General features: G+C 37.1%; 21 protein-coding genes and 1 pseudogene. 6 read left to right on the forward strand and 16 right to left on the reverse strand.

The genetic code is table 11. From position 1 onward, the window contains the following. Positions 1 to 119: 119 nt before the first annotated feature. From LC457_RS05730 to LC457_RS05765, 8 genes are all read right to left on the reverse strand, one after another. The gene (locus LC457_RS05730; protein WP_223599008.1) at positions 120 to 614 is read right to left on the reverse strand and encodes a hypothetical protein; all 495 of its coding nucleotides are present in this window, start codon (positions 612 to 614) and stop codon (positions 120 to 122) included. Positions 615 to 693: 79 nt separating this feature from the next. Then, complete coding sequence (locus tag LC457_RS05735) at positions 694 to 1,044, reverse strand: immunity 51 family protein (RefSeq protein WP_223599009.1); 351 nt, start codon at positions 1,042 to 1,044, stop codon at positions 694 to 696. A gap of 13 nt (positions 1,045 to 1,057) precedes the next feature. Then, positions 1,058 to 1,561: an Imm26 family immunity protein gene (locus tag LC457_RS05740; protein ID WP_213278925.1), complete on the reverse strand. Its 504-nt coding sequence runs from the start codon at positions 1,559 to 1,561 to the stop codon at positions 1,058 to 1,060. 3 nt (positions 1,562 to 1,564) lie between these two features. Next, on the reverse strand, positions 1,565 to 6,334 hold the full coding sequence (locus tag LC457_RS05745) for an RHS repeat-associated core domain-containing protein (protein ID WP_223599010.1): 4,770 nt from the start codon (positions 6,332 to 6,334) through the stop codon (positions 1,565 to 1,567). A gap of 18 nt (positions 6,335 to 6,352) precedes the next feature. Next, on the reverse strand, positions 6,353 to 7,612 hold the full coding sequence (locus tag LC457_RS05750; RefSeq protein WP_223599011.1) for a lipopolysaccharide assembly protein LapB: 1,260 nt from the start codon (positions 7,610 to 7,612) through the stop codon (positions 6,353 to 6,355). A 6-nt stretch (positions 7,613 to 7,618) separates the two neighbouring features. After that, a complete protein-coding gene (locus tag LC457_RS05755) occupies positions 7,619 to 9,781 on the reverse strand; it encodes a type VI secretion system Vgr family protein (protein WP_223599012.1) in 2,163 nt (720 codons plus the stop codon). Between the two features lie 562 nt (positions 9,782 to 10,343). Further along, positions 10,344 to 12,110, reverse strand: a complete 1,767-nt coding sequence (locus tag LC457_RS05760) for a S41 family peptidase (protein WP_223599013.1) — start codon at positions 12,108 to 12,110, stop codon at positions 10,344 to 10,346. A 71-nt stretch (positions 12,111 to 12,181) separates the two neighbouring features. Beyond that, positions 12,182 to 12,685 carry a DinB family protein gene (locus LC457_RS05765; protein WP_223599014.1) on the reverse strand — a complete coding sequence of 168 codons (504 nt, stop codon included), beginning with the start codon at positions 12,683 to 12,685 and terminating at the stop codon, positions 12,182 to 12,184. 170 nt (positions 12,686 to 12,855) lie between these two features. Between LC457_RS05765 and LC457_RS05770 the strand changes: the two genes are divergently transcribed. The 3 genes from LC457_RS05770 to LC457_RS05780 all read left to right on the forward strand — a co-directional run bounded on the left by LC457_RS05770 (position 12,856) and on the right by LC457_RS05780 (position 14,893). Next, the gene (locus LC457_RS05770) at positions 12,856 to 13,989 is read left to right on the forward strand and encodes a lipopolysaccharide assembly protein LapB (protein ID WP_223599015.1); all 1,134 of its coding nucleotides are present in this window, start codon (positions 12,856 to 12,858) and stop codon (positions 13,987 to 13,989) included. 87 nt (positions 13,990 to 14,076) lie between these two features. Beyond that, entirely contained in the window at positions 14,077 to 14,412 is a 336-nt protein-coding gene (locus tag LC457_RS05775; RefSeq protein ID WP_223599016.1) for a nuclear transport factor 2 family protein, read from the forward strand. Between the two features lie 136 nt (positions 14,413 to 14,548). After that, on the forward strand, positions 14,549 to 14,893 hold the full coding sequence (locus LC457_RS05780) for a YciI family protein (RefSeq protein ID WP_223599017.1): 345 nt from the start codon (positions 14,549 to 14,551) through the stop codon (positions 14,891 to 14,893). Positions 14,894 to 14,967: 74 nt separating this feature from the next. On the opposite strand, the gene LC457_RS05785 is transcribed toward LC457_RS05780, so the two are convergent. The 4 genes from LC457_RS05785 to LC457_RS05800 all read right to left on the reverse strand — a co-directional run bounded on the left by LC457_RS05785 (position 14,968) and on the right by LC457_RS05800 (position 17,613). Then, entirely contained in the window at positions 14,968 to 15,531 is a 564-nt protein-coding gene (locus tag LC457_RS05785; protein WP_223599018.1) for a DUF6624 domain-containing protein, read from the reverse strand. Positions 15,532 to 15,593: 62 nt separating this feature from the next. Further along, positions 15,594 to 16,148: an AAA family ATPase gene (locus LC457_RS05790; RefSeq protein WP_223599019.1), complete on the reverse strand. Its 555-nt coding sequence runs from the start codon at positions 16,146 to 16,148 to the stop codon at positions 15,594 to 15,596. A gap of 61 nt (positions 16,149 to 16,209) precedes the next feature. Then, positions 16,210 to 17,205 (reverse strand): MsnO8 family LLM class oxidoreductase, encoded by a 996-nt coding sequence (locus LC457_RS05795; RefSeq protein ID WP_223599020.1) that lies wholly within the window; start codon positions 17,203 to 17,205, stop codon positions 16,210 to 16,212. A 51-nt stretch (positions 17,206 to 17,256) separates the two neighbouring features. Next, on the reverse strand, positions 17,257 to 17,613 hold the full coding sequence (locus LC457_RS05800; protein WP_223599021.1) for a helix-turn-helix domain-containing protein: 357 nt from the start codon (positions 17,611 to 17,613) through the stop codon (positions 17,257 to 17,259). A 109-nt stretch (positions 17,614 to 17,722) separates the two neighbouring features. On the opposite strand from LC457_RS05800, the gene LC457_RS05805 reads away from it, so the two are divergent. Beyond that, positions 17,723 to 18,865 (forward strand): MFS transporter, encoded by a 1,143-nt coding sequence (locus tag LC457_RS05805; protein WP_223599022.1) that lies wholly within the window; start codon positions 17,723 to 17,725, stop codon positions 18,863 to 18,865. 50 nt (positions 18,866 to 18,915) lie between these two features. Here LC457_RS05805 and LC457_RS05810 read toward each other — a convergent pair whose 3' ends face one another. The 4 genes and pseudogenes from LC457_RS05810 to LC457_RS05825 form a co-directional block, all read right to left on the reverse strand. Next, positions 18,916 to 19,080 (reverse strand): hypothetical protein, encoded by a 165-nt coding sequence (locus tag LC457_RS05810; protein WP_156121018.1) that lies wholly within the window; start codon positions 19,078 to 19,080, stop codon positions 18,916 to 18,918. Positions 19,081 to 19,170: 90 nt separating this feature from the next. Then, positions 19,171 to 19,806: pseudogene (locus LC457_RS05815) on the reverse strand (ATP-binding cassette domain-containing protein). Beyond that, positions 19,793 to 20,704 carry a hypothetical protein gene (locus LC457_RS05820; protein WP_223599023.1) on the reverse strand — a complete coding sequence of 304 codons (912 nt, stop codon included), beginning with the start codon at positions 20,702 to 20,704 and terminating at the stop codon, positions 19,793 to 19,795. The pseudogene LC457_RS05815 and the gene LC457_RS05820 overlap by 14 nt, the downstream one beginning before the upstream one ends. 384 nt (positions 20,705 to 21,088) lie before the next feature. After that, positions 21,089 to 22,390, reverse strand: coding sequence for an Ig-like domain-containing protein (locus tag LC457_RS05825; protein WP_223599024.1), 1,302 nt, complete (start codon positions 22,388 to 22,390; stop codon positions 21,089 to 21,091). 235 nt (positions 22,391 to 22,625) lie between these two features. On the opposite strand from LC457_RS05825, the gene LC457_RS05830 reads away from it, so the two are divergent. Together LC457_RS05830 and LC457_RS05835 are read left to right on the forward strand one after the other, a co-directional pair. Next, positions 22,626 to 23,507 (forward strand): cupin-like domain-containing protein, encoded by an 882-nt coding sequence (locus LC457_RS05830; protein ID WP_149831655.1) that lies wholly within the window; start codon positions 22,626 to 22,628, stop codon positions 23,505 to 23,507. Between the two features lie 136 nt (positions 23,508 to 23,643). Beyond that, on the forward strand, positions 23,644 to 24,357 hold the full coding sequence (locus LC457_RS05835) for a hypothetical protein (protein ID WP_223599025.1): 714 nt from the start codon (positions 23,644 to 23,646) through the stop codon (positions 24,355 to 24,357). Positions 24,358 to 24,392: the final 35 nt, after the last annotated feature.

Consider the following 24,392-nt stretch of genomic DNA (forward strand, 5'->3'; position numbering starts at 1 on the left):
TTTTGAATAAATTTCTATTTTTTCAGGCTGTTAAAGTAAATTTATTAACAACTCAACTTCAGTTATTTATCCTTTAACAAAGGTATTTTGTCTTCATCAATATTTTTTAATGTAAATTTTCACCCGTAATAATATTCGGTAGTGACATCTCCGCTAAAGGCCGGATACATGTCCTGTTTCTGCATATTTAGTTCAAATAATCTTTCACCATTTTTATTTCCTCCCCGTATTTTTAAAGAATACCATCCGTTTTCCAGAGAAAGTGTGACACTATTTTCTTCGCTGATAGCAGCAATATCTTTTAAATAACCAATACCAACAATTTTCATTTCATTATTAGCAGTCTGAAATATCCAGCCTCTTGACTCCACTTCTACCTCATCGTCATTCAATATTTTTTCGTCATTCACAGAGACCCGGAATGCATAATAATCTTCCTCTACCCCTATTATTGGAATAGCGATTCCTGCTTTTGTTATTTCGTCTCCATGTTCATTTTCTACGAAATATTTTAAGATATTATTACCCGGAAGATGATTTTCCTGCAGGTAGTTTGCTAAAAGCTGCGGACTAAACACCACAAAACCTTTAAGTTCTGAGAATATTTTCTTCATATATATTTGGATTGGATTTGGATTAAGTTTTATCTGCTAATTATCATGTAAACCTTTTTAAATTGTTATAATATTTTGATTAGTCAAGTTCAGCCCGTGAAAATAAATCTTTGATTAAAGTTTCATCTTCACATGCTTTTTTAAAGTTTAAAATAAAATCTTTCAGCTTTTCTGAATCGGAAGAGTAAGCACAAAACATTCCTGCCTCAGGATCAAAATGAATGACATCAATCAGATCAGCTCTTTTTTCTTTAATAAAAACGTCTGCCAACGATGCCCAATCGTAACCATTTCCTTCAAAACCTTCATCAGCACGGGTATCAAATACTTCCTGTTTATATGCTCCCACATCTAAACATACCGAAAAGCTGTTTGAATGTTCTACCCAAAAAAAAGGCTTGATGACTTCTTTTAATTCATTAATTTCCATAATCTTACTATTTCTATTGCTGGAGCTGTGCCAGATTATTAGTCTTTATAGCATCTTCAACTCTTGTTGGATTGAAGATTGTCCAGGGATTATATTTTTTAGCTTCGTCATTACTTATTCTCTGCTTTGTTCCACCTTTCCATAAGTCAAAGCTATTTTCCGTACCCAGAATAAAAGTTATTTCGGAATAATTGGAATCTTTATTTTTATCATAATTATCTGTTTCAAAAATGAATCTCCATCTGTCTCTGTCAAAAGCCAGCGTAGTATGGATAGGCTCTGTTAATCTTCCCGAATTAAGAATTATATTCTTATCCTTTGGAATTTCACCTGTGTATTTGAATATTTCAATAAGATCTCCTGTTGAATCATTCTTTTCAATTAATCTTCCATAAGCATAGGTCTCATTTTCAGAAAATTTGAAAGATTTATAATTTTTAATATTTTCCTTTACCCCTCCAGGTAAAAATAAAGGTATGAAAAAGATGTTACCTTCTTTTTTTTCAAAGTATTCCATAAATTATTTACATTTTATTCTTGTTCCAGCTAATTCAGCTTCTTTCTTAATTTTATCGTATTCAGCTTTAAAAGCAACACCTCTAGGATCTGTACGGGTTTTTTCAAACGAGTTTATTTTATTTCCTCTATTTGTAGAGGATATTTCTTCCCCAATAATTCCTGTTTTTGTTTCATACTGCTCAATATAAAACTGCTCATATCCTCTTGCTTGTTCTATTGTTATATTTTCCTGGAGAACTCTATGAGTAGTTGTTTCTCCATATCTTCCTGTATCCATATGCTGAGACATTCTATCACCAACATTTTGTTTAGTAATACCTACATAATATGGAGTTGATGATCCGTTTTCATATAATGCATATACTGCGTATCCAGTTGTACCAAGTGGATCTAAGCCAAAGATATCAACCCAGTTATTGCTGTCAAAAACATATGCATAAGGGTTGGGATTATTCCCAAATAAACCTATTGGGTCTTTTGACAGATACACGCCACTGCTGCTGTCATAATATCTATATCTGTTATAATAAAGACCGTCTGTTTCTATATCCTCATATTGCCCAAGCTGCCTGAACGGAATAAAATATCGGTCACCTTTTACATTTTTAAGGTTTCCATAAACATCATATTCTGTACTCCAGACTACTTCCCCTTTTTCGTCAAAAGCCTGAACAGGTCTTCCTAAATAATCAGAAACAATACTGTAGCTTTCTCCGTTGATAATTTTGGCACATGGCACATATGAATTTCGCTCATATACCCATGTAACCAGATTTTGCACAGGTTCTTTTCCTGCGATGATGTTTCCGTCATCATCTACTGTGGTTACAGGTTCTTCATCAATATCGTAACTCCATTCATGTAAAAGAACATTGCCATCCCAAATATAACGAGTTATTTTCTTTGCTCCAATTTTAGATATTCTTCTTCCCAACGCATCATATCCAAAACTCACCTCTTTTCCATCCGGACGTTTTACTTTGGCAAGCATACCGTTGGCATGCCAGAAATAAGCCCAATCACCAGGGTTCCATTCCGGGTTTTGTACTTCTTCTGAAGGTATGGAATTTAGATCCGGTAAATCTATATTGTCCGGTAATTTAGGAGTATTCAGCCAGTCTGAAGCTATGGTTTTGTAATAAGGATGTACGTTATTTTCTTCTTCCCGATGCTCAGGCAAGGCATTATTAACCGGCCGTTTACTTTTTAACAGTAAATTTCCTTCTTCATCATAATGATAGAACCAGTTTTTGTCACGCATCAGCTTTCCGCCTTTATCGTATACACGATCTGTCCTTCTTACACTTTCGTACAGGCAGCCAGTTGCGTCAGGGTTTTTATACTGAACTTCCCCACTGGAATTTTCTGCTGCGACGAGACTTCCAAAGGCATCATAATCAAATCTTGTTCGTCCACCTGTCACTCTGTCCAGAACATGAAGCAAACGGCTTCCTGCTGCCCAGTCATAATCTTTATGGAAAGCAGTGTCTGTTTTATTGACTGTCACTTTCTGACTTACCGGCATTCCGATATGATCAAATTCAAAAGTGCTTTCTATACCACCCGTCATTTCGCGGGAAAGCAGTTGTTCGTTTTGGCTGATATTGAGGTTCATCTGCCATGGCAACTGAAGATCCGGAGTAACTGCCCTAACAGTTTTAAGATGTCTCAGATCATTATAAGAATATTCTATTTCCGCACCCAAACTGCTTTGCAGACCTATAAGATTTCCCTCATCGTCATATTCATACTGAATAGAATGTTCACCTTGTTTCTCAGTAGTGATCTGACCTAATTTATTTCTTTGAAAACTAATGCTGCTGTCTTCATTATCAGCTTTAACCAGTAATCCTGAAGTATCATATTGATATGCCTCCCAGGTGCCGTCAGGGTAATGGGTCTGTGTTATTCTTCGTCCTAAATCATATTCATAGAATGTCTTGTTTCCCTGAGGAGTTCTTTTTTGGGTAATAAGTCCGTCTTTATCTCTAATAAAGAACTTCTTCTGACCGTCAAAACCTGTTTCTCCAATGATTTCATTGTTATTATTTCTTTCAAAAGAATAGATTTCTCCTTTTTCATTGGTAATACTTACTAAGTTTTCATAAGCATCATATCCAAAAATCAAGGTCTCTTCTTTTTTATTGGTAATTGCATTTCTTCTTACCTTACGTTTCAGGCTTCCCAAGGGGGTATAGCTCAGCAGCCATTCTGCACGGCCGTCAGTAGCATATACCGGAAGATCATAAGCATCATAACGAAGTTTTAAAGGCAATTGTCCTTCTTCATTTACTTCTATTACCCTACCCATTCTATCTCTGTTCAGAAGTGTTCTGTTTAATGGTTTTGGGCTGAAAACCAGCATTCTTCCGTATTCATCATATTTCAGATATTGCTCAGCTCCTGCACTATTGGCCAAATGAATAACCTGTCCTCTAGAATTGTACTCATAATGTGTGATAATATCTGCTCTTCTACTGGTTTCAGGAATTCTTTCCCCATCAGCATATTCATAATATACGCTTTCTTCTGTAGGATCAGTATAGCTCAGTAATTTTCCGTCTTCATCATAACTCCATGTTTCAGAAGTCCCCGAAGGTGAAAGACGGGCAATCACCTGTCCGAATTCATTGTACTGATAATGATATTCTTCCCCATCCGGACTATGGAAAATCTTGATATTTCCCATTTCATCGTAGGTATATCCTTCAACTCTGCCCTCCGGAGATCCTATCATTTTCAGTTCGTTGTGTGCTGTGTAATCATACCAGGTTTCCCCTCCTTCTCCATCTACCGATTTATAAATCAGAAAATTTTCATCGTAATGATATTCTTCTGTTTTGTTGTTTTGTTTCGGATAAATAACTTCTGTAAAACCTTCTTCATCATGATACTGAAGTTTTCCTTCCATATAGCCATCTACTCCTTTTGTATGTGTTACTCTTCCTTCTGCATCATATTCCCACTGATAACTCATTCCGTTTCGGTTGGTTCTTTTCACCACCTGATTTTTTCCATCATACTCAAAGACAATTGCTTTTTTGTGAATGTCCCAGACATGGGTAAGGTTTCCATGCTCATCATAATCGTAGCGAACCTGCAGGTCTCTTTGTTTTTTATAGCAGTAATATACTTCTGTTACTTTTTTATACTCGGGATGAATAACCGTTTCAATACTGAATCCACTTTTTACATCTTTTATACTTTTCAGGACAATATTCCGGTCTTCATATTGATATTCTCTGATCGTGCCATCTCCATATTCAATACGAATCACCTTATAAATTGTTCCTTCTGTAACATGATGAAAGCGTTTATAGGTATAAATATCAGTTCCTTTGCGAATCACCCAAATGCTGCTGCTTGGTCTGTACTGCCATATTTTCTGATCTCTGAAATAGGTCATCTCTTCACCAATTTCAGGTGCGGAAATCAACATGGCAATATTCTCGTCAGGATGCATCCAGCCAGCAAACTTATTGTCTTGTTCAGGAAGAATAAACAGGTCATGATTATTGAAGACTCCATTTCCTAAAGGTCCGAAGTCATAAGGCCTGTCACTGTGCCATACACTTCTCCATTTTAAAGAAGTACTTCCCTGAATTTCAAAATCATCCCATTCAAAAACCATTGCTCCCGTGACAAGATTAACCGGCTCAAATCCCCATTTGCATAACTTTTTAGACAAAGCATTGGCAAATTTGAATTTACTGAACGGCGCTTTTTTAAGGACGCTATTATTGAATTTCTTTAAACCATTTGCTCCCAGTTTTCCTATTTTCTTGGTCAGACTTCTCATTAAAAACATCCCGGCAAGACGCATCAGCATTTCTCCGGGCGTATAAACATGAGGAACAAAAGCTCCTCCTACCAATACAGGACCACCTGTATTGATCTGGATATACATGCTTGAAAAGTTATTATAGAAGGCAAAATATGCCAGAGGATTTTTCTTTGGTTTGTCCGGCATTGCAGGCAGCATAGTCATTCCGAAGGGGAATCCCATACAGGTAAGCACCTGTTGCGGCTGGTTTCCGCTCATTTTGCTTCCCTGTGCCAAAACGGTCTGCGAACCATAATACACTTCTCCTTCGTGAGGAGCTTCCTGAGGAAAAGGAATGATATAAACCGGAATCAGGGAAGTGATATGCCTGAAAGGAATTACCACTCCCATCACACTGGTAGTGGTAGTTGCTTTGTGTCTTCCGTGAACATATATGGAGCCTCCCATCGGAATACTTTCCGGCAGTGAGGGCATCAGATTTCTTGCAAACTGTGGAATCGGAATGGTGATGGTAATATAATCCATGATATCAAAAACAATTCCGATAAAAGGATGTGGCAATGGCAGTGGAATCAGCATAAATGATGGCGGCGGCGGAATCAACGTCCAGTGGATATCAATGGCCAGTACAATATCAAAATGCTTACTTGTATGTTGAATAGCAGTGGAAGGCATTGCCGGAGTATTGACTTTAATCAGTTTCACTTTACTTTCCGGAGCTGCTTTTTCGGCAGTCACAGCACTGTCTCCACCTCCTCCGCCACTGCTTTTCGCGGGTTGAGCACCATCTCCCCCGGCTAAGGACTTAGCCATAGATACAGGATTCAGGGAATCAACGTTATTTTTCATACCGTTCTTCCAACCCTGCTTGGTTTTGTCCCAGCTCACTGAAGTAACGTCTGCGTTCACCTTCAGGGAGCGGTCCGGGTTCATATCCGGTTTTGCAACCTTTATGGGTTTTACTGTCTTTTTATTCAGATCTGCCATGATTCTTTTAATTTGAGATTACCCTGCTTTTGGTTTTTCTACGCTCACCCTCCAGTCATCACCAAAATAAGTCTTCATTTCGTTGTCCAGTATTGTTTTTTTAGAATGATCGCCTTCGTATTTGAGAATCAGCATTGAGGCTACAAACCGCAGGCTGCTCTGTTCCCGTACTGAAGGATCCATTAATTTTGCTATGTCGAGGCATTTTTCAAAATACCTTATCATTTTGTCTTTTGTCAGCACAGTATCATTCAATGTTCCGATGATTCTGTAACATTCAATAGCCATCGCAAATTCTCCTATCTTTTGTGCTGTTTCTGCAGCTTTTTCAAATATTTTTTCTGCCTTGGATTTTTTGGAATTTCCTAACAGATGACTTCCGTAATTCATATACATCTGAACTTCCAAAGGTGAGTCAGGTTCTACTTCTTCAAATATAATTTGGTAAGTATCTTCTGCCCTGTTTTTTTTCCGGTCTGCTGTATACGCCTGGGTAAGCATAAAATAGGCAGAAATCTCTCCCTGTTTATTTTTTTGTTCTTTAGCCAGCTTCACGGCTGTTTTTAAGGCATGTTCCGCTTCTTTGAATCTTTCTTTACTTAAATGATTACTCGCTATAAGAATCTGCTGCTGAAAATCCGTATCCGGGCTGTTTTTCTTCCGGTTAGTATGGGCCGCAGTATTCTGCATTAACTGATGAATATCCACTTCTACCCTGAAACTGTGCGCTGAAGGAATCTGTGATAGTGTTCTATGGGTATGATGTTCTGCCCAAACCAGTTTAAGATTTTTATTTTCTGACATTTCACAGATCCTGCACCATTCTTTCACCCAAAGAGACAGCTCTTCTGTATCACTGATCCTGAGCGGAGCTATATAGAGGTAAATCTTTGAATCCTTAATATTGGGAAAGTTTTTCTTTAATTCCAGCAAAGGATAAAATGCTTTATAGGCATCAGTTTTAAAAGCCTGTTCCGGATCTTTGAGCTCCCATTTCGGAATATTTTCTTCACTTTTTTTCAGCATTTCGTAGAATTCGGTCCATTCATCCAGCAAAGTCTGTCCGAAAGATTTCATTCCGTTAAATTCCTGATAATGGAGTAAAAAGACATCATCTCCTTCTTCATCTTCTGAAAGTCTCGACTTTATAAATCCATCAAAAAGATCGGTTTCATGTTTTTCTCCTATACAGATCAGCATAGGTTTTTCTTCGTTCTTTGAAACGACTTTCTGCCATTGCCTTTTTAATTTTACCAACTCCAAATCTACTGGATTCATCTGCTTTTAATTCAGTTTTACAGTTCCACTTACAATATTTGTTTCACTTCCGCCACCTACATTTATTTTTCCTCCACTGCTGAGATTGGCTTCTGTATCTCCTCTCATAGAAAGGGTTTTTGTTCCGATATCCAGAGTATCTGACTTGATTCCGATTCCGGAAGTAGGATCACCGTCTTCAGGACCCACTCCAACGCCGATACTAGATGTTCCTCCGACTCCGATATTAATTCCCTGTACAAATATTTCTTTTCCTTTAATCTGAATATTTCCGTCTTTATCCATATAAAGAGAGCTGCTTCCACAGTTGAGAGTAATTGAAATCTTACTGTCTATGGTTATATTTCCGGCACCATCCAGAAAAACAGAATTCTGGTCTTTATCTTTCACTGTAATTCCTCCGGCATCATCCAGACTCATAGTATGTCCGCTTTTACTGCTTAAGCTTTTAATATTATTTCCGGTTCCGCCGCCGCCGCCAACTCCGCCGTGAAACATTCCTCCCATCACAAACGGACGGTCAGGATGCTGATGGGCAAAATTAACTACTACCTGATCACCTTCTTCCGGAATGGCCATAAAGCCCCGGTTTTTGCTTACTTTTTCGCTTCCTCCTCCATCAGGAGTCATCACCCGGATATATTCTGTAGTGGTAGAGCCATTCTGCCAGTCAAACTGAACTTTAACTCTTCCCTGATTTAAAGGGTCTGTATTGGAAATCACTTTGGCAAATTGTGCATCCGCTTTTGGAGTATGAAATTCCGGACGGGGAATAAATCCTGTGTCAGAGGCGATTGCTTCAAAAGTTCCGGTATAATATCCTCTTGCATCCACTTCATGATGCATATCTATAATCATCAGTTTGGTGAAATAAGTCGTTTCACTGCTTTCTGCTTTCCGCATTTCAATATCAGCAATACAGCCCGGATAAAGGAATGGCACTGTTGTAACGCCTGAAATAACAAATACTTCCGAAGCTTTACTTCCTGCTGTTCCTTTCTGAGAGTTTTCCACATCCATAAAAGACACTGCTTTTATCGGAGCTACTCTCAATGAAGGGGTTGTAAAGGTTTTTTCTGATATTTCATAAGCTCTTTTAGCAATATCTGAAGTATGGCTGATCTTTGAGTTTCCTGTCGTTAATTTTTCATTTTTACTGCTGTTATATCCATAAAATGAAGGATTCACGTGCTGGGCTTTCATTTTTATTTTTACGTCGCTCACACTGCTTCCGTAAGTAAGTTTCACAGGCTTTTCCTGAGGGGGAAGTTTCCCGAAATGCAAGACTTCACCATCGTAATAAAACTGCTCTCCATACGCTTCTGCTATTCTTGCCAGATAATTGTAATGGGTTTCTTCATATTGTGAGCTGTACGAAACATTTCCATGTGCAGCATCTACCCTGAAATCAAAGGAATTTTGTCCAAGACCTTCTTTGATTACCTGATCTGCAATACTGTTCAGACTGATCTCCTGTGCACCGCCAAAACTCTGAATGTGAGGAGCTGCATCTAAAAGAACAGTAGGGCTTGACCCTGTAAGAACAATATTTCCCAGACTTCCTTTTTCCTGGCTGAACCCTACTTCAGTGATAACTCCTACAAAGTTTCTTTCAGGACCGTCTTCAACGTCTTTGTATCTGAAAATAACGGTAATTCTTTTTCCCAGAAAGTTCTGAGCTTCTTCCAGATTATGGTTTTCTGAGCTTCCCAGAGTATCATGGGCCAGCATCAGATCAAATTCATGATGCTTTACTGCACTTTGTTTTAGCTGAAAATGTTTGAAATGTTTGATTACTTTTCCGTCAATAACAATTTCAAGCTTTATCACACGGTTGATTCCTGCTACCTGATTGCCGGGGATTGTATTGGCGTTATAGATTCCGGAAGTAGGTTGTTTTGACCATACTTTGTCTTCTACCAATGTGGGTGGATTAGGCTGTTTTACCTGGTTCATAAACATCTGGGAACCGTTTTGAACCATTCCGGTGTAAGCCTGAGCCTGAACCATTTTTTCTGTAGCTTTTTTAATAGTTCCACTTGATTTTTCCTGTATTTTCTGGGTAGTTTTAGTTACAGCCTGATCTTTCAGACTCTCTTTCAGATTATCTACTGCAGGAATTTTATCTTTGGAAACAGGCCTTTTGGGTGAATGATCGTCCTGAAACATAGTTGTAATATTTTGATTGATTGGATGTCAGATTTTTTAAGCTAAAATCTACCTGAGCAAAAAGACCAGATACATTTTCGTTATCCGTGTTCTATTCTTAGAATAAAATCCAGATATTGGGATCAGAACAGGGCATAGAATCATGAGTAAAAAGGTAAAGCAATTATTGTATTTACTTTACTCCCTGTTGAATTTCAGGATTTCTCCTGTATTTATCGTGATGACTGGCAAATTTTAATCATTATTATTTCTTTTGTAATTGGATTGGTGGTATTACAAAGATAAAACGCTAATCTCTATTCAAAAAATTTTCAGTGAGTAATCTGAAATTTTGTAGTAGTTCTACGACTTTCCATTAATAACTCCAAAACAAATGATAAAAAAATAGAAATAAATAACTCTTAATCAAATGGATATTTAACAATTTTTAATAAATAAAAACAATAAATTTATCACTTAAAATAGAAATAAACTAAAATAACTCTGAAACTCAGCAACAAAAAAAAACCAGCTGTAAATATTGAATTTACGGCTGGTTTTTTATATTAAAAATGAAATAGTTTTACTGTTTTCTAAGTTCAGATACTTTTTTCAGATAAACATCAGTCTGATCCAGAAATTCCTGATCGGTCTGCTGTACATGAATATGAGGAATGATTCCCTGGCCTCTTTTCTGGTCGGGAAGATTCTGGGCATCCTGAATGACATGCACAATAGAGAAACCGGTCTGAATCCCGGTATTGGGAAGTTCATATACCAGCGGAAGGTGGCCGTTATGCTCATAGTATCCTCCCACTGTTTCTTTTCCGATCACAATGGCATTGGTATAAGATTTTATCAGCGAGGCCAAGTGTGAAGCTGCAGAAGCAACCCGTTGGTCGGCAAGCAGATAAAGCTGTCCTTTAAAAGTTCTGTCATTAGGCATTATAGAAGGATTTTTATCATCAGCCCAGTAATATTTCCCCTGAACGGCTTTAGGATATAATGATTTCAGGTAAGCATTCAAACCGGTTTTATCTGTTACTCCATTCGACAGAAAAAGGGAAGTAATCACCAGCTTTTCTTCCATAGGCACTTCATTAAAGTTGGTATAGGCAAATTGACTGTCACGGAAGGGTCTTTGTGTAAGGTATGAAAATACTTTTTCATAAAGAGCACCTGTACCTCCGGTATTTCCTCTGAGATCGATGATCAGGTTTTCTATTTTTTCGCGTTCCAGAGTGTCCATCATCTGGTCAAGAAAAACACTGAATTTTTTATAGGCAGGATCGTCTTTCCCGGTTGCAAAATCAAATCCTCTCAAAGATAAGCGATAGATGCCATCTGCTTCTTTATTCAGGCTGTATTTTTCAGACAGCAGTTTTTTGTCAAAAGCAAGTGAATATCTTGAATCCTGAAGTTTTTTAAAGTTTTCCAGCGATATTCCCGGCAGTGAAACTTCTTTTACAGTTCCGTTCCATTTGTAGCTGATGACATAGTTTTTATGGGTTCCGAATTCGATGTAAAATTTATCCAGCATTCCTCTTTCAAAACCTGTTGTTTCTTTGTAAGGAGCTGAATATCCATCAGAAAAATAATACTGGGAAAAGCGGCTGATCATCTCATTTGCAGGAATTCCGTTGATAGAAAGGATTTCAGCACCGAGAGGCAATACATTGTCTTTTGAATCCTGAAGCAGACGACCGTCAATATTTTTTAACGTAATGGGTAAATATTCCGGTTTCTGGGTGAGATAATAAGAAGCATGGTTGGGAAGATCTGTATAGTTATGACAGCTTCCTTCAAATCCGGTAACTTTTGCAATTATTTTATAAAAATCAAAAATATTCCTGCTGTTTCTAGCTTCTTCTTCAGCCTGCTGATAAATACTGTCAATTTGCTTTCTTGTCCTGTACACATACAGCCCTGAGTTTGCTTTTTCCCTTATAGAACGGAATGTGTGAAGGTCTTCTATTAATTGATCAGAGGTGAACTGACCATTCAGGACAGGTACATTTTTGGATTCTGTAATGGAAACTTTGGCCGTTTTACTTTTTTCAACATAAGATTTGGCCCAGATTTTAAGTTCATATTTTTTTGCTTTTTCCGGCGTAAAGTAGAATCGTTCAACGCTCTTTATGCCTCTGGAATCATCCTGTTCTTTTACCTTTTTTCCATCCATAAACAAGGCAACTCCAAGATTGGCATCCATGGACTGTACCGAGATCCAGGAAGGTTTATGGGATTGGGGAGAATATTTTAAGGTATCTCCAGGTTTGAGATCTGAATGAGTCTGTGCATAGGCACTGTTTAAAAATAGTAAAAGAGGAATGATAAAAGGTCTGGCCATTATAATTTTTTGAATGGGCTAATATACAAATTAACCTAAACGGTTAAAACTCTTCAAAACCTCTTTTCAACTCATAATTTCACACTCAGCTCCTGAACTTCTTCGGCAGAAAAACCGTAGATCTGTGGTGTTTTTACATCGAGAAGATTGAGATAAATATATAATTCTGCCCTGTGATGAATCTCGTGCTCTATCATTGCGCGGAGCCATTTCCAGACAGAGATTTCACTGTTGGCCGGAGTCAGGCATTTGCGGGTAAGGTCTTCATCGGAAAGGTTACTGATAATTTCAAGCGTTTGTCTGTGCATTTCATTGAAAAATTTTACGGTATTTTCATAGCCGTCAGCCAGTTCTTTTCCACATCCCGGATAAGCACTTTTCTTTCCCATAATGGTTTCTCCATACATATACCTTTCTATAGTGGCAATATGTCTTATCTGATCGCCAATGGTAAACTTCCCTGGTTTATAGGTGAAATCTATATGTTCAGGCGGAACTACTGTAATAATGCGGTTGGTTCTTTCCCTTATTTTCTCATAATAATCAATGAATGATTGTACTGTTTTTATTTCCATATTTATTGTTTTGTCTGATCTGTTTTTGCAGGATGAATATAAGGAATCTAATGACAGATGTTTTTGGTTTTATTATAAATTATTCATAAAAATTAAAAAAATCCCCAATAAGTGATAGTAAAATTTGGCAGCTTACTAAATATCCAATATTTTAGTTAAAAATAACCATGATGAGAAAAGGAATTTGCTTGTGCATCATTCTATTGGGCTTTAACAGTCTCACTGCTCAGTCTGCAAAAATTGACACTGAAAAGCTTCTTGAATATTATGAAACACAGCGTTATGCCGATGCTGCAAAATATCTTCAAAGTATATATCCCGGAGATACAGAGGATATAAAAGCTCTTGCACAAATAGCCTACTGTAATATGATGGCCGGAAAGCTACCGGAAGCAGAAAAAAATTATCTGAAAATCAACACCATCCAACCCAATAATCTTCCCACTTTATTTAGTCTGGCCAGTATCAATTCCAGGCGAGGGAATGCTGCTAATGCCAAAACCTATCTTCAACAGATTGTTCAACTGGATAGTCTTAATTTCAATGCTTATAAACAGCTTGCCACTTATGCAGATACTCCTGAAATCAAACTGAGCTACCTCAAAAAAGCCAACTCTCTTAACACTACAGATCCCGATGTAGCCTATGATCTTTCTCTGACCTACAGTGGCCTGAAACAATATCAGCCTGCATATGATGTTTTGAAAACAGCTATTGCTTATGACCCTGAAAATTTCACGTTACAACAGGCGTTATTACCGGTTGCCAATCAACTCGCCAAATATCCGGAAGTCATTGAAATTGGTGAAAAACTTCTTAAAAACCATGCGGATGTGAATGTAATAAATGATATGGGACAGGCTTATTTTTATGTGAAAGATTATCAGAAATGTGTTGGCCTTTATAAAATGCTGGAAGGTATGGGAGTACAAAACGAAGGCACTTTATATTTCATGGCTTTAAGCTATCGTGAACTGAAAGATTATAATAACGCTGCCATCTATGCCCAAAAGACTATTGATGAAGCCATTTCAGATCATACCACACTATATTATGCCGCATTGGCAGGCATTTATGAAGCCAAAAACCAGTACAATGATGCGGTGACAGCTTATAAAAGAGGATTGACTTTTGGGAACAGTAATATTATTTATTACCGCTTAGGCCTTTTGTATGATCTGAATCTGAAACAGCCTAAGAATGCGGCCACCTACTATCAGATGTACCTTAAAAACCATCCGGATCAGGAAAAGGAAAAAGAACAGATTGCGTATGCAAAAGGAAGGATACCTGTTTTAAAATAGTGTAAAATGGAGTCATTTTGTGATTATAGTCACAAGTGAAACACTCAGCGAACCGCTAATTTTGTACTCAACAATAAAAACAATATTATGGACAATACAACCCAAAATGTGGCGGAACAGTTTATTCAATATTTAAATGAGGAAAATTTTGACAAGGCCGAAAGCTGTCTTGATCCAGATTTTAAATTTATAGGCGTACTAGGGAAAAGAGAAGGCGCATCTGTTTACATTAAAGATATGAAGCAGATGAAGTTTAAGTATGAAATTCTGAAATCTTTTACATCTGGTGAAGATGTATGTTTCTGGTATATTATTGATATGGGAGAAAAATCGACAGAAGCTTCCGGATGGTACCAGATTAAAGATGGAAAGATTCATACCTTAAAAGTACTGTTTGACCCCAGACCTTTATTGGATAAGTAAAAAATGTTGAAAATCCGGGAAATACAGCATCTGATTATATTACATTTGAGCAAAAACCAAAGACAGATTAAAAATAAAATTAAAACTCTGTCCCTATTCTCATGTCTTAATCGTCATTTAAATAAAGAATCTGATTATGAAAGAATTTGCATTAATCTTCAGACTGAAAGACGTTTCTGATTTTAAGCCTTCCCCGGAACAGATCCAGGAGCGCCTGAACTGGCTGGGAAGCATTGCTGCACAAAATAAACTGGTAGATAAGGGAAATACTCTTTTGCCCGCACCGGGAGCTGCAAAAACGGTAAGACCGAATCATATTGTAACGGATGGACCTTATACCGAAATCAAAGAATTCATCAGCGGGTATATTATTGTACGGGCAGAATCTATTGAAGAGGCCGTAGAAATGGCGAAAGGAAATCCTATCTTTAAAATAGGTGGGAATATTGAGGTTCGTGAAGTTTTGAAAGTGAATAATTAAGATGGAAGCAGGAAGATGGGAATTGGAAGTTATTGAAGTTTAAGTATAAAAGCTTCTTCTTCATTTAACATTTTTTAAATCCAGCCTACTTTTTTCCTCCAAACCGTATATTCAACATTTTTATCATCTATTTCCGGAATGTCTTCAGGTTCCGGAATTTTGTTGATTTCTGCCTCAGAGAACGCATGAAGGTTTACTTTTTCCCGCTCTTTGTTTAAATTTTCTTTATTTTCTACGGGATACACCTTCCCATCAGCGGTAAGCTGTGTTCCATATTTTTGGGGTTTGCTTTGAAAGAACCGAATCCGGTCGTATAAATAGGCTCTATGGATGGGGTTAATATCACTGCTGTTATCTTCCATCATGGTACAGCATTTTTTCATAAATTCAGGCTCACCAATCGCGTGTTGAATAATAAGCCATGCAGCATTGCTTCCTTTTTCACCGACTTTTGAGGGGGTTGGAAATCCGATTTCCGCTATAATCTCCCGAAGCCGCCGGGCATTCGCTTTATGAACCTTCTCCATTTCAGGATGGTAACCTCCGGAAAGCTTTCCTGCAGAGAGCAGTTCTTCTCTTACAGCCAGATCTTTGTCGGCCAGTTCGATCAGTTCTTTTTCAAATGGGAAATTGTCCATACTATAATAAATGATAATTGATTGTTGATAAAGGATAGCCTTCAGCTGGGCCTGTTTCAGTTTTACATCAAAGCTCTGTCAAGGATAAACGCAGCCCTCATTTCTACAGTAACTTTTGATACTTCAATGATATTGAAACCATATTCCTGATAAATTTCTTTCATGCATTCAAAAGTAAGGATGGCTTTTTCAATGCTTTGTTTTCTTTCCGGGTCATTTTCATAAATTTCTTTCCATGGGGGAAGAATAAAAACATTGTTATTATAAACCATTTCCCGGGCTTTTGTTATCATTACTTCCGGAACAGGAATATTTTCAAGCCGCATATATCCCAGCGTATCCCATATTCCACGGTCAAAAAAAACGGGTTTCAAGTGGATCGATTGATTGAGTTTCCGGTAGGTTTTTACCGACTCTTCAAACATCAGTTTAGCAAAAAGTTCTTTGTTCAGCCAGGGAAGTCCTTCTCCTCCGGACTCTATCTGTTCTTTAATAATTCTCCTGCCTTCTTCAGGAACTGTTGCCAATCCATATTGGTTTAATTCATCCAACAGCGTTGTTTTTCCGGCTCCCGGACCGCCTGTAATAATATAGAATTTTGAAATATCCTGCTTCATGAGTTTGAATTATTTTTTAATACAGCCCATGTAAAACAGAAATTTTTGTTTTCCTGCAGGCTTAGTTATTATTTTTAATGATACTCTTATAGGTATAAACACGATCTTCTTCCTGATGCATATTACACAATATCAAAAGATTATCCGTATTGTACTTTTCTGAAACCTGTTCTAATCTCTGCTTTACAGACTGTGGTGTTTCTATGATAATTCTCTCTAAAAAGGTAAAAAATTCATCTTCATCTTTAGTTCCCAAAACCTTTTGCTCTACAGCTTCAGGAGATAGAACCGCATTAGGGCTGACTAATTGACGGGATTGTAAAAACTGGTAGGCCATTCCATAAGCATTCCGTCTGGCTTCTTCAATAGTATCAGCTACCGATACAGCAACGGCCACCTGCAAAGAAGGTTGGGAAAAATATTGGGTGTCGTCAAATTCTCTGAGATAAGCTTCTGTATTTTCCATCCCGTTCTCACTGTTCATAAAAGCAGCGAAGGAATACCCTGTCCCATGCTTAGCAGCTTCTTTTGCGGAAGTCATTCCTGATCCCAGCCACATGATTTCAGGAATATGCTGTACATGCGTGGGCTGTGCAATCAGTCCGTCATAAATTCCTTCTTCATCCCTGATCAGTTGAATGATTTCTTCCAGCTTCGTTTCCATATTTGATAAAACTACCGCTTTATGATTATTGAGCGCCATAACAGCATCTTTCAATCCTCCGGGAGCCTTTCCCAATCCGAGAATAAAACGTTCTGGATATAGAGTGGATAGCATTTTGGACCATTCTGCAATTTTATAGGCGGAATAGTTTCGCATCATAATTCCGGCGGTTCCTATTTTGATATGGCTGGTTTTACTGAGTATAATTGCTGCTAAAAGTTCAGGACTGGAACTTCCATAAGCTTCTACTCCATGATGCTCAGAATACATAATACTATGAAATCCTGTTTCTTCAGCCAGTAGGGCAAGATTGACACTATTTTCCAATGCTGAGGCTGCATTGCTGCCCATTGTTACAGGTGACTGGTCCAAGATCCCTAATTTCAGCTTCATACTATAGAATAGATTTTAGGTGAAGGTATGAAAAAAGACGATATAACTTTTTTATTCTTTAGGCGGAAAAACAATACCTTCATCTTTGATCAGGTCGTAACCAAACTGCATAATGGTTTCGATAACCGGAATGGCTTTTTTACCTTTCTCTGTAAGGCTGTACTCTACTTTCGGCGGTACTACGGGAAATACCTCACGATGAATCATTTCTTTGGCTTCCAGTTCACGCAGCTGGCTGGTCAGCATTTTGTCTGTGATATGAGGAATATCCTTTTTAAGCTCACTGAAACGGAGAGGTTTTTCCTGTAATCTCCATAGAACAGGCATTTTCCAGGTTCCTCCAATATGACTTAGAGCAAATTCAATCGGAGTATAATACAATCGTTTATCGTGGAAAAATTGAGGCATAATAGTCGTTTTTTTATGTACACTTTCAAAAAGGCAAGTATAGAACTAAAGAGTAAGTATATAGTTTTCTGATAGTCTATTGTGCAAATTTGCAAAAAAAATAATGAAAATGAACAGAAATCTTTATGTACTGGCACCTGGTGTTTTTGGAATTACAACCACAGAATTTGGAGTTATTGGTGTATTGCCTGAGCTTGCTTCAGCGTTCCGGGTTTCCATTGAAAAAGCGGGCTGGCTGCTGAGTGCTTTTGCGTTGATCGTTGCTGTTTTCGGTCCTTTTATGCTTTTGGCACTATCTTCTTTCAAAAGAAAAAGCCTGCTCATTTTTTCGTTGCTTATTTTTGTGACAGCAAATGTTCTTTCTGCATATATCACCCATTTTTATCTGTTGCTTGCTGTCAGAATGATTCCTGCATTTTTCCATCCGGTTTACTGGTCGATAGCTTTATCTGCTGCCGGAGAAACGTCTGATCCTAAAGAAAAGTCAATGGCGGTAAGCATTATTTTTTCGGGACTTACCCTGGCTACTGTGTTGGGGGTGCCTCTGGCTGCTTTTATGTCTGATCTGTTTTCCTGGCAGTCTTCTTTTTTGCTTACCGCTTTTATCAATGCAGTGGCTTTAGCAGGTGTTTGGATTTATTTACCAGCAATTCAGAGTAAAACCGAAACCTCAAAAGGTTTTCCCAGTCACATTTTTTACAATAAACACTTGTGGATTGGGCTTTTTCTTGCATTCTTCACTATTGCTGCCATGTATTCTACTTATGGTTATATAGCTGATTTTTTAAAGAATATAACGCAGATGAATGGAAAACAGGTCAGCCTGATGCTTTTCTTATTTGGAACGGTAGGAATTATCGGGAATAAAATTGCGGGAAAATATATGAGCAGATTTCCGTTTCAGACGACCCTCTTATTTTTGATGTTATTATCCGGCATCCATGTATTGATCTGGTATTACAGAAACCTTTTTTCACCTATGATCTGGATTGTTGGATGCTGGGGACTGGTTCATTCCGGAGGGTTTCTGATCAGCAATATCAATGTGACCTCTTCTTCAGATTCTTCGGAGTTCATCAATAGTATTTTTACTTCTTGCGGGAATTTAGCTGTAACAGCGGGTACGCTTTTCGGAGGATTCTGGATTGCTCATTATGGCATTGAAAATATAGTATGGTCAAGCATTATAGGCATCATTCTGGCTCTCATCATGTTGCTTATCAAAAGAAAATATACAGAGACTAATTTTTAATAGAAAAAAATAAAACCTTCCGGATGCCGGAAGGTTAGTTTATAAAATTTTTATGCACATCTGATATCACCACAGCCTCCGCCTCCGCCGTTTCCGTTTTTATAATAACATGCTGATGTAGGGCAGCCACATGCGATACATTCACTTTCTGCAGGCGGACGGCCTCCGGTGATTGATTTTAAACTCTTTCTTTCGATTTTCTTTAAATTTTTCATAATAAATAAGTTATTAGTTTGTGATGGTAATTTAATAAAAAAATCATTGAGAGCGCGTTCTCCAGATGTTAAAATAATATAAAAAACAATCTAGAATTTAAGGGCATTCAATTGGCTGAATTCTTCCTTTTCATAGATCTTTTCAATATTGCCATTTTGCAGAAAAGCGATTTTATCACAGGTATGAAAAAGAGTTTCAATAATATGGGAACTTACAATGACTATTTTGTTTTCGGATTTCAGATGTCTGATAATGTCATAAAGGATGTGAACTCCTTCAAAATCTACCCCGTTGAAAGGTTCATCCAGGATATTAATAGGTTTATCCAACATCAGCATTCCGATAAGAGCCAGTTTTTTCTTCATTCCACTGGAATAATACTGCACATATTTTTTCATCGGAAGATTGAACTTTTCAATGATTTCCTTGATTTCAACTTCTTTTTTTGAAGTAAAATACGCAAGATATTCTTCTCCCGTAATATAAGGGTAAAAATAGTTTTCGGTTTCCAGATAAGAAATCATTTCCCGCTTCAAACGTTCGTTCTTTCAGGTAATATCTCCGGTGAACGGCATGCTTTGGTACAGGGATTCAAACAGAGTGGTCTTTCCTGCCCCATTTTTCCCAAGCAATCCCAATATGCAGCCTTCTTCTATGGATAGATTCAGGCGATTTAAAACATTCTGATTTTTAAAATGAACATGTATATTTTTAATCTCCAACATAGGTTTTAATATTTTGAGAAGCTTCTTTTATATTATTTTTCAACAGGAATACCGCCGGAATAATGATTATACTGCATATAGTATACTCAATAAAAACGCCTATCGTATAGTAATTGCTCTTTTCTTTATGACGATACTGCTTATATTTCCTGGTCAGAATGAGCATAAAATACAGGTTCATAAAGGCAAAATAATAAAGTAGGTATAAACTTTCAGCAGGGTTCAGAATCAAAAACAGACAGTATGTTGGCAGCAGCAAAGCATTGAAAAGCAGAGAATTTCTTCTGAGCTTCTCTCTTAAAGTATATTTTTTGAAATACATTTCCAGCATTTCTTTGTTTTCATTAGGCTCGTAAAGATGTGAGATATAATCCAATGCAAAAGCTCCCACAAAAACCAGAGTCACAGGATGGTAAGCTGAGCACCAGAGAATAGCAAATCCCAGAACCGCCAGCAAAGTGTTTTTTCTCAGGAAACTCTTCCATTCAAACAAATCATCAGGAATAAAGTTCCACTGAAATGTCATCCAGGGTTGGGATCTTGGAGTGATAAAAGCCAGTAAGACAAACATCGGAAGTGAAAGTAATGCGGTTTTCTCAAATGTATAATGAATATTTCCGCATAGCAAAATACTGTAAATGAATACCGCTTCAAGTACAATGATCCAACGCCAGCTTCTGACAAAAACTTTTTTAAGAAAAGGAATGTCTTTTCTTTCGTAATGAAACAGCAATACCAGTATAAAAAATAAAGGTGGATAATAGTAATCTTCGGGTATCTTAATGGCAATCAGAACTCCAAGAATAATCAGAACAGGTATGCCTGCTCTCGGATTCAGGTTTAGCAGCCTGAAACTTTGATAAAATCTGAATTTTAAATGATGTAATAGTTTTTTCAATGGAGCTGACTGAATATTGAAGATTTTAAATATAAATATTTTTATCAGGAAGAATGGACACTATGAATTGATAAAGTCTTATTTCAAATCCTTATTTATTTTTGCGTAAACGGTTGTCTTTGATCAGAGTTATTATTATAAAGTAAATCAAAATTGCCAGCATATGACATCCTGATAAAACAAGCAGAAAAAACCACCAAACAAGACCTTGTCCTCCACTGCCATCATAAACTAAATGATAATATAATACTGAATTGTATAAGCAGAACAATATCATATTGACACCACCAAACTTCCTTTTGTGCCAGAACGTTAGAATAATGACCAAGAAACAAACTATTGAAACCGTATACAAAAGCAGATTATCATTCATGGATTCTCAAACTATTTATCACTTGTTTTAAATTTCACAAGAAGCGTTTCATCCCTCAGAGGATAGCCGTCTTTAGAAGCGAAACTCTTGTTCGTAATTACAAATTCATACTCCTTACCCGGTTTCAGATCTGCTGAAAGAACCAATGTTCTGTTATTATTTTCCATTCCTATTATTTTGGTGATCGGAAAATACTCTTTTCCTTTATCGGAGAGATTGAATGAATAGCTTTTGGGAAGCATTTCTTTTGAAAAGATAATTCTTATTTCTTTTGTGTCAGCATTGACCTGTACGGAACCGTTTGCTGGTTCTGTTTTCACAACATAGGGTAAATTTTTCTCATATTCTTTGATCAGCTTTTGTTTATCAATTTTTTCATTGAAAAATTTTGATCTGGTAAGAAAATTTTCAACAGCCTTATCGTTGTCATAATTCAGCTCTATAATATCTTTTATCGCCTGTTTTTTATCTTTTGTATTCTCGTAGTAGGATTTAGAGATTTCATATCCAATATAATAGCCCAGATCGGCGCTTTCTCCCTTCTTTCTCCCATTATACAGCCAGTTGGCAAAATTACCGGTAAACATTTCTTTTTTAAACAAATCCTTCACCTCAACTGCATGTGCTCTCCCATAGGAAAGATATTTCCTTTCCAAAGGCTTGTTCATGACCAGTTCGGCAATCAGATCACAGGCACCTTCTTTGATAGATTGGCTTAGAACCTTTCTGCGGTCTCCAATCTGCTGGGTATGGATATATTCATGAACATTTAAAGAGACGATATTATCCAGAGACTGATTTGCAAAAACCTCCTTTATCCAGTCATCCTGAAACTCTGAAACATCTGTAGACGGAAGCCCGGTGGCAAGTTCGGCACCCACCAATACCTTATTTCCACTCACTGTTCCTCCGGAATTAAGTCCGCCTATCGTAAAATACATTTCAGCTTCTTTGAGGTCCGGATAGAGTTCCTTCAGCCTGATAATACTGGCTTCAAGCTCATTTGTTTTAGTTTTTATCGACAGAGTATTTGGCCTGATCGAGTTCAAGAATTTAGGATACTTTTCTATGATGTTTACAAACACCGTATCATTATAATCTCTGGCTTTCATAAAGGCTTTCAGGCCTGATGTTGCTTTGTCTGTATAGAGCTTCTTAATCAGAGTCAGTTTTTGGGTATGATCGTTTGTTTTTTGAATGCTGTCATAGGCCACCCAAAAATTGTCAATATCTGAAGTAAAAATTTTAGCTGATTTTTGTGAAAAAGCACTTGCAAATACAAGCGAAAAAATAATCGAAGTGAAAGTTTTCATGGTTGTTTTTAATACCACAATGATACATACAATTATTATATTTCACAACTCTCATTTTACAGCATCAACACAGGATATTTTAGAGCTATAAAAGTTAAAAATCTGTCACAATAACTCTAAAAAATTAAACCGGAATATGTATTTTATCATTTATTTATATTAATTCCAAATAATTTTATTTCTTTCTATTTTATTGTCGTAAATATTTAATACTTTAGCTTAATAATTTGAACGAATGGGAATAATCCTTAAACCAATTGATATTGTAGATGATATTTCACAAGAAGATTTCCGTGAAAAATATCTAAAGCCATGTAAGCCAGTGGTAATCAGAAATATGGCTAGAAAATGGCCTGCCTACCAAAAGTGGACAATGGAATATATGAAAGAAGTGGTTGGCGACGTTGAAGTTCCCCTTTACGACAGTTCCAAAGCAGATCCCGCCGCTCCTATCAATACTCCGACTACGAAAATGCCTTTTCGTGACTATGTTGACCTTATTCAAAGGGAACCTACTGATCTGAGAATCTTTTTCTTTGATCCTATAAAATTTGCACCAAAACTGTTGGACGACTATGTTCCGCCAAAGAATCTGATGGGTGGATTTTTAGATAAATATCCGAGTATGTTTTTCGGAGGTAAAGGTTCTGTGACCTTCCTTCACTATGATATAGACATGCCTCATATTTTCCACACCCACTTCAATGGAAGAAAACATGTTCTTTTGTTTGAATACAAATGGAAATCAAGACTTTACAAACTTCCATATGCTACTTATGCACTGGAGGATTATGATATTGCCAATCCTGATTTTGAAAAATTTCCGGCACTGGATGGTATTGAAGGAATTGAATGTTTCCTGGAACACGGAGATACCTTATTCATGCCTACAGGATGGTGGCACTGGATGAAATATCTGGATGGGTCTTTCTCTATTTCCCTGCGTGCATGGGACAAAAGCTGGGCTGTAAAGGCACATTCTCTTTGGAATCTTGCTGTTCAGCGTAATTTTGATAATTTCATGAAAGGACGATACAAAAAAAGGTATATGGACTGGAAAGAAAGAAAAGCGGTGGAGATCGCCAATAATGCATTGAAAAGAGGACTTCCTAAATAACAGGAAGAATTTTATACTGATAAAAGAGGATGATTATAATAAACCATCCTCTTTTTTTGTTTAGAGACTTTAATTTTTTAAGATATCGTTTAAAATTTAATTAAATTGCATAGTACGTTCCCTAATCTCCATGTATATGTTTGAAAAGTTAATCGATAGTTTTGAGAAGCTGTGTCTGCAGATTATTATTGAAATATTGCTGGTTCCGGTAACCATTTTCAAATTATTTCAGGATCCCCGCCGATGCTATGATCTTTCTGTACATGAGATGGAAAAGGAAGAAACTGAACGTTTTCAGGACCATCTCTCCCCTATCAAACTATCTGTTTATACGTCTGTCATCATTTCTGTACTTCTGATGGATTACGGTGGTGAACACAATATTATTTCAAAGATCAAGGGATTGAGCATGGTAGAGAAGGCATTGTTTATATTTCTGATGAATAATGTTACGGCAGTACTATTCAGTGTTGCTTTATTATGGTACAAAAAGGAGAAAGTAAACACTGTTGCTTTCCGTACGCTGCTGTTTTCTTTCATTTATACTACTGTATATACGTCTACTCCATTTTTCATATTAATCAGCTCTGCCATGTTTCTGGGACAAACCATTAATGTGGAATCTTATCTGGACCACCTTGGAAAAGTAACCAATTATGAAACAAGAGATTATATCTTTTTCATGGCTTTCCTTGTTTTTATGATCGTTGGTCTTATCGGTATTTTTAAACTTTTCAAAGCCCTGCATTACATTCTGAAGAATAATTTCAGTTATCATCCTTATATCGTTTGGTTTTTTACACTGTTATTTTTCGTTATACAACTGTATTATGCCAGAGGATTTATTTAAAATGTACCAGTCTGTTCATATTTTGTTTACATTTG

Source organism: Chryseobacterium sp. GVT01B (assembly GCF_019970045.1).
Lineage (GTDB): Bacteria > Bacteroidota > Bacteroidia > Flavobacteriales > Weeksellaceae > Chryseobacterium.